15 protein-coding genes are annotated in these 12,052 nt (G+C 40.5%); 7 read left to right on the top strand and 8 right to left on the bottom strand.

What is annotated here, in order from left to right:
* Nucleotides 1-90: 90 nt before the first annotated feature.
* Complete coding sequence (locus AB8M93_RS11530; RefSeq protein ID WP_373057768.1) at nt 91-678, bottom strand: lipocalin-like domain-containing protein; 588 nt, start codon at nt 676-678, stop codon at nt 91-93.
* Nucleotides 679-1,037: 359 nt separating this feature from the next.
* On the opposite strand from AB8M93_RS11530, the gene rplM reads away from it, so the two are divergent.
* From rplM to AB8M93_RS11495, 7 genes are all read left to right on the top strand, one after another.
* On the top strand, nt 1,038-1,493 hold the full coding sequence (gene rplM / locus AB8M93_RS11525; RefSeq protein WP_373057766.1) for a 50S ribosomal protein L13: 456 nt from the start codon (nt 1,038-1,040) through the stop codon (nt 1,491-1,493).
* The gene (rpsI, locus tag AB8M93_RS11520; RefSeq protein WP_373057764.1) at nt 1,493-1,879 is read left to right on the top strand and encodes a 30S ribosomal protein S9; all 387 of its coding nucleotides are present in this window, start codon (nt 1,493-1,495) and stop codon (nt 1,877-1,879) included. Before rplM ends, rpsI begins: the two co-directional genes overlap by 1 nt.
* Before the next feature lie 171 nt (nt 1,880-2,050).
* Nucleotides 2,051-2,944: a 30S ribosomal protein S2 gene (gene rpsB, locus AB8M93_RS11515; RefSeq protein WP_373057762.1), complete on the top strand. Its 894-nt coding sequence runs from the start codon at nt 2,051-2,053 to the stop codon at nt 2,942-2,944.
* A gap of 92 nt (nt 2,945-3,036) precedes the next feature.
* On the top strand, nt 3,037-3,864 hold the full coding sequence (gene tsf, locus AB8M93_RS11510; protein WP_373057760.1) for a translation elongation factor Ts: 828 nt from the start codon (nt 3,037-3,039) through the stop codon (nt 3,862-3,864).
* Nucleotides 3,865-4,047: 183 nt separating this feature from the next.
* Complete coding sequence (locus tag AB8M93_RS11505; protein WP_373057758.1) at nt 4,048-4,794, top strand: tRNA1(Val) (adenine(37)-N6)-methyltransferase; 747 nt, start codon at nt 4,048-4,050, stop codon at nt 4,792-4,794.
* A gap of 194 nt (nt 4,795-4,988) precedes the next feature.
* Nucleotides 4,989-6,164 carry an acyl-CoA dehydrogenase family protein gene (locus AB8M93_RS11500; protein ID WP_373057756.1) on the top strand — a complete coding sequence of 392 codons (1,176 nt, stop codon included), beginning with the start codon at nt 4,989-4,991 and terminating at the stop codon, nt 6,162-6,164.
* A gap of 288 nt (nt 6,165-6,452) precedes the next feature.
* A complete protein-coding gene (locus AB8M93_RS11495) occupies nt 6,453-7,241 on the top strand; it encodes a DUF3050 domain-containing protein (protein ID WP_373057754.1) in 789 nt (262 codons plus the stop codon).
* A gap of 67 nt (nt 7,242-7,308) precedes the next feature.
* Here the strand turns inward: AB8M93_RS11495 and AB8M93_RS11490 are convergent, their stop codons facing one another.
* The 7 genes from AB8M93_RS11490 to trmB all read right to left on the bottom strand — a co-directional run bounded on the left by AB8M93_RS11490 (nt 7,309) and on the right by trmB (nt 11,996).
* Nucleotides 7,309-7,644: a 2Fe-2S iron-sulfur cluster-binding protein gene (locus AB8M93_RS11490; RefSeq protein WP_373057752.1), complete on the bottom strand. Its 336-nt coding sequence runs from the start codon at nt 7,642-7,644 to the stop codon at nt 7,309-7,311.
* A gap of 44 nt (nt 7,645-7,688) precedes the next feature.
* On the bottom strand, nt 7,689-8,750 hold the full coding sequence (locus tag AB8M93_RS11485; protein WP_373057750.1) for an NAD(P)/FAD-dependent oxidoreductase: 1,062 nt from the start codon (nt 8,748-8,750) through the stop codon (nt 7,689-7,691).
* 24 nt (nt 8,751-8,774) lie between these two features.
* Nucleotides 8,775-9,017, bottom strand: a complete 243-nt coding sequence (locus AB8M93_RS11480; RefSeq protein ID WP_081210586.1) for a NifU family protein — start codon at nt 9,015-9,017, stop codon at nt 8,775-8,777.
* The gene (locus AB8M93_RS11475; protein ID WP_373057748.1) at nt 9,018-10,154 is read right to left on the bottom strand and encodes an Mrp/NBP35 family ATP-binding protein; all 1,137 of its coding nucleotides are present in this window, start codon (nt 10,152-10,154) and stop codon (nt 9,018-9,020) included. It lies immediately after the preceding gene.
* Between the two features lie 196 nt (nt 10,155-10,350).
* Nucleotides 10,351-10,701, bottom strand: a complete 351-nt coding sequence (locus tag AB8M93_RS11470; RefSeq protein WP_373057746.1) for an MGMT family protein — start codon at nt 10,699-10,701, stop codon at nt 10,351-10,353.
* Nucleotides 10,698-11,321 (bottom strand): LysE family translocator, encoded by a 624-nt coding sequence (locus tag AB8M93_RS11465; protein ID WP_373057744.1) that lies wholly within the window; start codon nt 11,319-11,321, stop codon nt 10,698-10,700. Before AB8M93_RS11465 ends, AB8M93_RS11470 begins: the two co-directional genes overlap by 4 nt.
* A 3-nt stretch (nt 11,322-11,324) precedes the next feature.
* A complete protein-coding gene (gene trmB, locus AB8M93_RS11460) occupies nt 11,325-11,996 on the bottom strand; it encodes a tRNA (guanosine(46)-N7)-methyltransferase TrmB (RefSeq protein WP_373057742.1) in 672 nt (223 codons plus the stop codon).
* Nucleotides 11,997-12,052 lie beyond the last annotated feature (56 nt).

The following is a 12,052-nucleotide window of genomic DNA, read 5'->3' as shown; positions in this document are numbered from 1 at the left end:
GGGCTCCCGCAGTTAAAGAAAAGGAACCAAAAAACCCCACGGTAATCGCGGGGCTTTTAACTAACTAACACTAAAAACAAAAATCAATTACTATTCCTTTTTATATATTATCTCTATTTCCTTAATTCCTGAAGCAACAGTGGTTCCAGGATCGTTAGCAACATAAACTGCAGAATTAGTCTCTTCTTTTAAAAGACTAACCTTAAGATAATTCTCTCCATTTTCCATATAAGTGGCAATGGTTTTAATTTCGGTATAATTACTTCCATCCACATCAAAATTTACGGTGAGCTGATCTCCGCTTACCTGGTAAGTGGCATCATAATTTCCCGTGGTTTGGCAGGTAAATTCTCCTGTTGAGGTAAAATAAAGTCTGGATTGCAAGGTATTCACTATTCCTCCTTCTTTAAAGGTGAAATACATCCCGTCAAAGCAATTGGTTTCTTCCAGTAAATCATAGGTGTAATTTCCATCCTGGTTAAAATCTACATTTTGTCCTATAGAAGTCATGGAATACATGTTCCACGTACCTATAAGATCTGTATTAGCAATGGTAAGGTTTGCTGTGGTCATTTTTGCATTAGCCTCCATCAGCTCATCCCTATTAGCTTCACAGGAAGCTAAGAGAACGGTAAAAACTATTATAACAAAAGCAGGAAAGGGGGGTAGGTTCTTCATCACCTTCAGGTTAAAATCATGAAATACAAAATTAGACAATCCTGCTTCACTTTATGACTTTATTAACATCATTTATACCTCTTATCGTATTTTCGTGTCTTTCAGCATAAATCTAAAGGAAGCATAGCTATATTTAAAGTAGAATAATCTCCTTTATGTTTGTAAGCATTTAAGGGAAGGCAGTAGTTTCAAAATTAGGCTAAAAATAATCTGACAATCAGCAATTTCGAATCATTTAAAATAATGAATCTCCTGTTTGCTATATGAATTTATAATTGTACATTTGCAGCCCGTTTTCCCAAGATCAAAATTGGGTTTACGGGAATGGAATGTTTAATAATTAAGTAAAACTATTTAGTGTGGACACATTAAGTTACAAAACAGTATCGGCCAATAAGGCCAGCGTTACCAAAGAGTGGGTACACGTAGATGCTGAAGGACAAACACTGGGACGTCTTGCTTCAAACGTAGCAAAGTTACTAAGAGGGAAGCACAAACCAGACTTCACCCCACACGTTGATTGCGGCGATAACGTGGTTATTACTAACGCTGAAAAAATCAACTTAACCGGAAAGAAATGGGATTCCAAGGAATACATTCGCCACACCGGTTATCCAGGTGGACAAAGAAGTCTTACAGCATCTGAATTATTCAACAAAGCTCCGGAGCGTTTGATTGAAAAAGCGGTTAAAGGAATGTTGCCTAAGAATAAACTGGGCGCAGACTTATTCAGAAATTTAAAGGTTTATGCAGGATCTGAACACGAACAGGAAGCACAAAAACCTAAAACTATTAACTTAAACGATCTTAGGTAATGGAGGTTATTCACAAAATTGGCCGTAGAAAAACGGCTGTTGCACGTGTTTATGTTTCTGATGGAAATGGGAACATTACCGTGAACAAAAAAGACATGAAAGATTACTTTACTACCGGAACCCTTCAGTATAAAGTAAACCAGGCGTTAAACCTTACCGGAAACGACCAGACTTTTGATGTGAAAGTAAATGTTTATGGCGGTGGGATTACAGGCCAGGCAGAAGCTATTCGCCTTGCACTTTCCAGAGCTATGGTAGAACTTGACGAGGAAAATCGCTTAACTCTTAAACCGGAAGGTTTACTTACAAGAGACCCACGTATGGTGGAACGTAAGAAATACGGACAGAAGAAAGCTCGTAAGAAATTCCAGTTCTCTAAACGTTAATTATTTGGGCACAGCCCTAAAAGTTCATTTAAAATTAAAAAGATTTTTGTTGTTACTGTTTTCAAATGTGAGAGCAGAGTTAGTTTAGCATCTAAACATGCAAGGCCGTATTTTCAATAAAATAGCCACTTGCCTGTTGCTATCTTCAACAGAACGTAAACTATTACAAAAATGGCAAACAAAGTAGAAGTAAAAGAATTACTTGACGCAGGTGTACATTTTGGACACCTCACAAGAAGATGGAATCCAAACATGGCTCCTTATATTTATATGGAGCGCAACGGGATTCACATCATCAACCTATATAAAAGTGCTGCAAAAATGCAGGAAGCCGGAGAGGCTTTGGCAAAAATTTCTGCCAGTGGCAGGAAAATACTTTTCGTAGCTACCAAAAAACAAGCAAAAGAAATTGTAGCTGAGCAAGCTGAAAGAGCTAACATGCCTTATATCACTGAAAGGTGGCCTGGTGGGATGTTAACTAACTTTGTTACTATCCGTAAAGCTGTTAAGAAAATGGCCTCTATAGATAGGATGAAGAAAGATGGTACTTTTAATACGCTCTCTAAAAAGGAACGTTTACAGGTAGACCGTTTAAGAGCAAAGCTTGAAAAGAACCTGGGCTCCATTTCTGACATGTCCAGACTTCCGGCAGCTTTGTTTATTGTTGATATTACCCGTGAACACATTGCAGTTAAAGAAGCTCAAAAATTAAACATTCCAATTTTCGCGATGGTGGATACCAATTCTGACCCTCGTGAAGTAGATTATTTGATCCCTTCCAACGATGATGCTTCCAAGTCTATCAGCAAAGTGATTTCTTATGTTGCCGATTCTATAATTGAAGGCCTTTCTGAAAGAAAATCCAGCAAGGATTCTAAAAAAGAAGAAAAAGCTGAGAAAGCCGCTAAAGGAGAAAAGGCTCCAAAAGCTAAAAAAGAGAAAGCTGAAGTGCCTTCTACAGATGCCGAAGACAAAAAGGCAATGAAAGAAGCTAAAAAAGACGTGAAGCTTGAATCTAAACAGCAAACTTTAGATAAAGCTTCTTCTAACGAAGAAGAAGAATAAAAAGAACAGTTTGGTAAATTTTTATAAGTCGTTTAGTTCGTTTCTTTAATCCGGCTAAACGACTTATTAATTCAAAACAAAATCAAAATACTATGGCTAAGATATCCGCCGCAGAAGTAAATAAATTAAGAAAAGCTACCGGTGCAGGAATGATGGACTGCAAAAAGGCTTTGGTTGAAGTTGATGGTGATTTTGACAAAGCCATTGAAGTGCTTCGTAAAAAAGGACAAAAAGTTGCTGCCAAGCGAGCAGATAGAGAGTCCAGCGAAGGTGCTGCAATCGCAAAAGTAAATGAAGACAGCACTAAAGGTGTGGTAATTTCCCTTAACTGCGAGACAGACTTTGTTGCCAAAAATGAAGATTTCGTGGCACTGGCTCAGAGTTTAGCTGAACTTGCTCTGGACTATAATTCCAAAGAAGCACTTTTGGCTGCAGATTATAAAGGAATCACCGTTCAGGACAAACTTACCGAGCAAACCGGTGTTATTGGGGAGAAAATCGAAATAGGAGCTTTTAAAACTTTACAGGCGCCTTTCGTAGGATCCTACATTCACGCAGGGAACAAAATTGCTGTTATCACAGGACTTTCTGCAAACGTGGATGGTGCAGATGAAGTTGCCAAAAATGTTTCTATGCAGGCTGCAGCAATGAATCCTGTAGCTTTAAATGAAGACGGTGTAGACCAGTCTACTATAGATAAAGAGATTGAAATCGCTAAAGACCAGTTACGCCAGGAAGGAAAACCAGAAGAAATGCTTGATAATATCGCAAAAGGTAAAATTAAACGTTTCTTTAAAGACAATACTCTGGTAAACCAGGATTACATTAAAGGAAACAAAGAAAGCGTTGCAGATTATGTAAAATCTGTAGATGCCGGCCTTACTGTTGTTGGGTTTGAAAGAGTAGCTTTAGGAGAATAATTTCTTCGGAAGAAAATAAATTTAAACCGCTTTCTATTTCAGGAAGCGGTTTTTTCTTTTCATTATTTTTAAGCTGAAGTTTCAGTCGAAAAGCCAGTTTCTTTTAAAGTTGAAAAAATCCTCAATAATAAAATGCCCATTTTTTCTCCAAATTTTCTTTATAAAATATAGCAACAAAAAACCATGTCAAACCAGGCCTTTAAATTTAAAGAGTTTACTGTAGAACAGGATAAATGTGCCATGAAAATAGGTACCGATGGTGTACTGCTTGGTGCCTGGGTTCCCCTTTCCCATTATCCTAAATCCATTCTGGATATTGGCACCGGCACCGGGATTCTTGCCTTGATGATGGCGCAACGCTCTGAGGCTTTCCTTATAGATGCCATAGAAATTGAAGAAAATGCCTATGAGCAGGCTGTGGAGAATTTTGAAAACAGTATGTGGGGCGACCGACTTTTTTGTTACCATGCAGATTTAAATGAATTCGCCGAAGAAATGCAGGACGAAGAAAAGTATGACCTTATCATTTCCAATCCTCCTTTTTATTCTCCCCCTCTTCCTGTGGCATCTCCCCCCAGGGGAGAGAAATTTAGTGAGGCAAGAAAAATTGCCCGGTTTAACGATGCCCTGCCTTTTGAACATTTGGTAAGAGGGGTTTCCTTTTTACTTTCAGAAGATGGAATCTTCAGCGTTATTATCCCTTATGCTGAAGAAGAAAAATTCATCAGCCTAGCTGCCAAAGAAAATCTTTTTCCGCAGAAGATCACACGGGTAAGGGGAACAGAAAAAAGTGAGCTTAAAAGATCGCTGCTAAACTTCAGTTTTCATAAAACCGGAACAGAAGAAGATGAACTTATCCTGGAAATTTCACGGCATAATTACACGGAAGAATTTAAAAAAATGGTCGCTCCTTTTTATTTAAAGTTGTAGCGTAACACATGCTAATGTTCCTCCTGCAAGGTTTGTAAAACCTTGGTTTAAATCGCTCAATTTGCCAGACTTTCTCTAAATTACAACTCTCAATTATTCAATTGAAACAAAACCGGCAAACCTTTATATCTTCTAAAATAAAATCATTGTTTACTGTATAAGACTTGGTTACATTTGTGTAAAACCACACCACGATGAAACCAGATCCATTCCAGTCGCCCGATTATTACAACCTTGATGAGCTACTTTCTGAGGAGCATAAGATGGTGCGAGACGCTACCAGGGAATTCGTAAAACGGGAAATTTCACCGGTTATTGAAGAGGCCGCGCAGGAAGCACAGTTTCCCAAACAGCTTATCAAAGGCCTCGCCGAAATTGGCGCTTTTGGGCCTTATATTCCTGAAGAGTATGGCGGCGCCGGGCTGGACCAAATCTCTTATGGATTGATTATGCAGGAGATAGAACGAGGAGATAGCGGGATTCGTTCAACCGCTTCAGTGCAATCTTCCCTGGTTATGTACCCTATTTTTAAATATGGAACCGAAGAACAACGGAAGAAATATTTGCCTAAACTGGCCACAGGAGAATTTATAGGCTGCTTTGGCTTAACAGAGCCCGACCACGGCTCCAATCCCGGCGGGATGACCACCAGCTTTAAAGAAAAAGAAGACCATTTTTTGCTTAACGGGGCGAAAATGTGGATTTCCAACTCCCCTTTTGCAGATATCGCTATAGTTTGGGCCAAAGATGAAAACGGGAGAATTCACGGGCTAATTGTAGAGCGTGGAATGGAAGGCTTTACCACTCCCGAAACGCATAACAAATGGTCTTTGCGTGCCAGCGCCACCGGAGAATTGATCTTTGATAATGTGAAAATTCCGAAGGAAAATTTATTGCCAAACAAAAGCGGATTGGGAGCACCACTGGGTTGCCTGGATTCTGCCAGATATGGAATTGCCTGGGGCGCCATTGGTGCGGCTATGGATTGCTACGACACCGCACTAAGATATGCCAAAGAACGGGAACAATTTGGAGTTCCCATTGCCTCAAAACAACTTCAGCAGAAAAAGCTGGCAGAAATGATCACCGAGATCACTAAAGCGCAATTACTCGCCTGGCGGCTGGGAGTACTCAGGAACGAAGGAAAAGCAACTTCTGCCCAAATCTCCATGGCAAAAAGAAACAATGTGGAAATGGCGCTTAAAATTGCCCGTGAAGCACGCCAGGTGTTAGGCGGAATGGGAATAACCGGGGAATACAGCATCATGCGGCATATGATGAATCTTGAAAGTGTGGTTACCTATGAAGGGACCCATGATATCCATCTTCTTATTACCGGGCTGGACATTACGGGGCATTCGGCGTTTTAGCCTGGCAAAAGCTAATGAGGAAAAGAGTGAATTTTTTAATAAGAGTGACAATTCAGATGGATTTGAGCAGATGCTCACATTATAATTGGACAAAGACCGTGTTTTTCTTTTCAAAGACTCGTTTATAGCTTTTCAGAATAAAAGATCCGCTCAAAGGAACAGGAATATTTACAGGTACACCTTCCTGATGCTATAAAAAAGATGATGTGGCTACTTTGGATCAAAAAATTCCCCTGAGATTTTAGAGTTCCTTGAATAGCTGGTATTTTTGCAAAAAAGTTTGCAGATATGATACAAGAGATAAATAAAAGCCTTCAACCGCAACGCGAGCAATTGCTCCACCACTCCTTGTACGGAAAAATCACTACTCCGCAACAACTCCAGATTTTTATGGAGCATCATGTTTTTGCGGTTTGGGATTTTATGTCCCTGCTCACCGCCTTACAGCAAAAGTTTACCCGTACCACCAATCCCTGGATCCCTGTAGGTGATCCGGAAGTGCGCTACCTTATTAATGAAATTGTACTTGCAGAAGAAACCGATATCAACCTGCAGGGAAAGCACCAGAGCCATTTTGAAATGTACCTGGAAGCTATGGCTGCAGCGGGAGCCGATACTACCAGAATAGAAGATTTTTTGTTACAGGTTACTCACGGTACGGATATATTCCTGGTTATCGCCGCCATTAAATTACCTATAAGCATAAAGCAGTTCCTTAAAAATACCTTTGATATTATTTCTGAAGGAAAGCCTCATAATATTGCAGCGGCCTTCACATTTGGCAGGGAAGGATTAATCCCCGATATGTTTTCTTCAATAATAGGAAATGTTCAGAAAAATTTTCCTGATAAGGACCTGCAGCAATTTAAGTATTATTTTGACCGGCATATAGAGTTGGATGGTGATGAACACGGGCCAATGGCTTACCGTATGGTTGAAAAACTTTGTGAAAAAGATCTTGATAAATGGGCACAGGCAAAAACTACCGCTCAAAAATCCCTTGAAAGCCGCATTGCACTTTGGAACGGCATAGAGCAGGAAATTGCGGAAAAGACTAACATAAAGAAAACGGTATAACTCAAAAGGTTTTACCGCAAAGGTTAGAAGTCAATTATTTTTAAGATTGCCATAAAGGTTAAAAATACTACATCGCTTCCGGGGCAAGTTTCACCTCCAGGCCGTCTAACTCTTCGGTAATTGGGATCTGGCAACTTAACCGGCTGTTATCTTCCACGAAAAATGCCTGGTCCAGCATATCTTCTTCCTCTATACTTTGTTCGGGCAGCATGTGCTGCAGGTTTAGAATATAGCACTGGCAGGAGGCGCACATCGCCATTCCTCCGCAAATGCCAATAGTTCCTTCAGGAGCGAGTTCGTAAGAACGCACCACTTCCATCAGGTTCATATTCATATCTGTAGGGGCATCTACCACGTGAGCTTGCCCTTCTCTGTCTATAATGGTAATTTTAATATCAGACATATCTTTAAAAATACAGGCTTTGGAGCCCTGTATGCTTATTCATTTTAGTTTATACTCTTAATCACTTCTTTTTTGGCTTCTTTTTTACTGCCGTCAAAACCGTTTATCCCGCTCACGGTAGTATATTTCATAACATACTTTTTATCCGGAAAAATTTTTTGATACGCGCTCTGGCACATGATCGCCGCTTCATGAAATCCGCATAAAATAAGTTTTAATTTCCCGGGATAGGTATTTACATCACCAATGGCGTAAATTCCTGGTATATTGGTTTCATAATCATAGGCATTGTTAACCTTGATTGCATTTTTTTCAATTTCCAGCCCCCAGTCTGCAATAGGTCCAAGCTTTGGCGACAATCCAAACAACGGGATAAAATGATTTACTTCTTTTACCTCTTCTCCCCTTGCGGTGTCTTTATGCCTTATGATTACAGCATCTAATTTCTCTTCCCCCTGTAATCCTACAACTTCAGCATTGGTAATAAGCTTAATTTTACCAATTTTAGAAAGCTCCTCTACTTTCTCTACGGAATCCAAAGCGCCACGAAAATCTTTACGCCTATGCACTAATGTCACCTCTGAAGCTACACCTGCCAGAAAGATGGACCAGTCTAAAGCCGAATCTCCACCTCCCGCAATCACCACCTTTTTATCCCTGTAAATTTCAGGATCCCGAATAATATAAGCCACACCTTTGTCCTCATAATCTGCAATATTGGCTATAGGCGGCTTCCTGGGTTCAAAACTGCCGAGGCCCCCGGCGATTACTACTACCGGAGCCTGGTGCTGAGTGCCTTTATTTGTAGTCACTATAAAACTACCGTCTTCCTGTTTGCGTATGGCTTCGGCCCTTTCCCCCATAGTAAATCCAGGTTCGAAGGGACGTATTTGCTCCATTAGATTTTTCACCAGATCTCCTGCCAGCACTTCAGGAAAACCAGGAATATCGTAAATTGGTTTTTTTGGATAAATTTCTGAGCACTGGCCACCGGGTTGTGGCAAGGCATCTATAAGATGACACTTCAGCTTTAATAATCCTGCTTCAAAAACGGCAAAAAGGCCTGTGGGGCCTGCTCCTATAATAATAATATCGGTTTTGATCATAATCTACATCCTGATGCCAAGCTGTTATCGCTCAATATTAACAACCTGTTCAATCTGAGGTGCGTATTTTTTGATGGTCATTTCCACCCCAGATTTCAACGTCATTTGATTAACAGAGCAACCTACACAGGCTCCTTCCAGTTGTACTTTTACCAGCCGGTCATCTTCAATAGAAACCAGAGAGATATTGCCCCCATCACTTTCCAGAAAAGGGCGTATTTCAGCCAAAGCTTTCTCTACGTTAAGTTTCACTTCTTCGCTTGTCATCTATTTCTTTTTAACGGCGCTACATCCAGCCATGGTAGTAATCTTAATTGCCTCGGTTGGAGGTAAACTTTCGTTCCTGTTTACGGTTTCCTGCACCATATTCCTGGTAATATCTTCAAATGCCTTCTCCAGGGGAGTTGCCGTTTGCAAGGCTGCAGGACGGCCAATATCCCCCGATTCCCTCAGGCTTTGTACTAATGGGATTTCTCCCAAAAAGGGCACCTGCAAATCTTCAGCAAGATATTTGGCCCCCTCCTGGCCAAAAATATAATATCTATTATCAGGCAATTCTTCAGGAGTAAAATAGGCCATATTTTCCACGATACCCAACACAGGTACATTAATACTTTCCTGCTGAAACATGGCCACGCCTTTTTTAGCATCTGCCAAAGCTACATTTTGAGGCGTACTTACCACAACCGCGCCGGTAATTGGCAGGGACTGCATAATAGAAAGATGAATATCTCCCGTGCCCGGAGGAAGATCTACCAGTAAAAAGTCCAGTTCTCCCCATGCCGCATCAAAAATCATCTGGTTTAAAGCTTTTGCAGCCATAGGGCCCCTCCAAACCACAGCCTGGTTAGGTTTAGTGAAAAATCCGATAGAAAGGATCTTCACCCCGTAATTTTCCACAGGCTTCATTTTAGATTTTCCGTCTACATTCACAGAAAGAGGCCTCTCTGCCTCCACATCAAACATCATTGGAGTTGACGGGCCATAAATATCGGCATCAAGAATCCCTACTTTAAAGCCCATTTTGGCTAATGTAACCGCAAGATTGGCAGTAACGGTAGATTTTCCCACACCCCCTTTGCCTGAAGCTACGGCGATAATATTGTTTATTCCGGGAATTGGTTTACCTTTTATTTCAGGTTTCTTTTTCTCTGGGGCTTCCACTTTAATGTTCACCTTCACTTTGGCCTTTTGATTCACCTTTTCGTGAATGGCCTTCATTACATCAACCTCTGCCCTCTTTTTGATATGAAGCGCAGGAGATCCAAGAACCAGGTCTACCTCCACCTCATCTCCAAAGATCATGATATTCTGAACCACCCCGGCTTCAACCATATTTTTTCCTTCACCGGCCACGGAAACAGATTCCAGGGCTTTTAAAATGTCTTTCTTATTCAAGTTCACAATGTATTTATTTTTCAGCAGAAAAAATTATCTGCTCATTTAGCCTGAAAAGGCTTTTTTATATAAACTTAACACAATCCCATAACAGCTTATGTAGATTGATTCTAAATGCAAATATAGGTGGAAAACCTAAGAATACGAAGGATTTACCTATAATTGATTTATTGAAGCATAAACCTGGTTGATGATCTTTTTACTAGTTGAATTCTTCATCAAGTTCTTTCATGGGATCCCAGAAGATTGCTTCAAAATTGTGAATTTGAAGCTCCCTTACTTGTACACCTTCCTCTTCCAGTAACAGCTGCATGGCATTGGTCCCGCTAAAATGGCTTTTCCCGGTGAGCAGGCCTTTACGGTTTACCACCCGGTGCGCGGGGATGTTCTCCATTCCTTTTGAAGCATTCATTGCCCATCCCACCATTCTTGCGCTTTGTGGCGAGCCCAGATATTTTGCTATCGCACCATAAGAAGTCACCCTTCCTTCAGGAATTTTTTCAGCTACCTGATATACCTTCTTGAAAAAACCACTGTTGCCATCCTGCTTCATGCGTTGTAAATTCTAAAGAGGGTGATAATTACCAGCACCAGCATTAAACCGGCCATAAAATAATTAGAATAACGGGAGAAGGTCTCGGTTTTGCCTTCAATCCTGTTAAAAAAAAAGACATAAACATACAGGCTGGTAAAAGTACCCAAAGAAGCTGCTATGGCAAAGGTGATGATCTTGTACCAGTGATAGGTCACTCCTACTCCCACGTTTAAAGCCCCTGCAATGGCAACAAAATATGGAATTGGAAATACATTTAGAGCCGCAATGAGCATGCCTTTAAAAATACTATGGGCATTCGCCTTATGGGATTTGTGCTCAATCCCCGTTTTTCTTTTGGCCATTACAAAGAAGTAAATACCTAAAATGAGAAAAATCACCAGCCCGGCTCTAAGCAGGATATTTTGTACAAACGGGTTCGCAAAAATATACTTGGCCAGCAAAACCGCAATAAATGCTTGCACCAACACAATACTGGAAGCTCCTGCAGCCACATACACCCCACTCTTTTTCCCTTCTTTAAGGCAGGTTTTAGCTACGGTCATATTTACCAGACCGGGAGGCAAAACGCCAAGTAAGGCAGCAAAATAGGTGATGATTATAAGTTTCGCTTCTTCCAATCCTTAGTTTATCCTGAATTTTATATAAGTAATAGGCTTTCCTTTTTCAAGGTACTGCTTTTCGTAGAATGTTTGAATTTCGCGCACTTCTTTTGGCGAATATTCATTTTTATAGATATCGTGATGTGCATAAATCACCTCATGTCCTGCACCGTGAAGCAACCCAAGGGTGTAACCGTGCATAAATTCACTGTCGGTCTTTAGATTTACTATTCCTTCAGGCTTTAGAATATGCTTATATTTTTGCAAAAAAGTACTGTTGGTTAACCGGTGTTTTGTCCTTTTATATTTAATCTGCGGATCTGGGAAGGTAATCCAGATTTCGTCTACCTCATTTTCAGCAAAAGCATGATCAATAAGTTCTATCTGGGTGCGCAGAAAGGCTACATTGGAAAGATTATCTTCCAGGGCGGTTTTTGCACCACGCCAAAACCTGGCACCCTTAATATCTATTCCTATAAAATTGGCTTCAGGATATTGCCGGGCAAGGCCTAAGCTGTACTCTCCCTTCCCACATCCCAGCTCGAGTATTAGCGGATTTTCGTTTCCAAAGAATTGATTCCAGCGTCCCTGCCATTCAAACCTGCCGGCCGTTAATTCTTCTCTTGAAGGCTGAATAACATTTGCAAAATTCTCATTTTCTCTAAATCTCTTTAATTTATTTTTACTTCCCACGGCAATATTTAATATTTTGGTAAAATTAACAAAAATAGGGAAGTGGGAGATAACAA

Source organism: Autumnicola aciditolerans, assembly GCF_041679265.1.
Taxonomy (GTDB): domain Bacteria; phylum Bacteroidota; class Bacteroidia; order Flavobacteriales; family Flavobacteriaceae; genus Autumnicola.
This window is presented reverse-complemented; position numbering and strand designations above follow the sequence as displayed.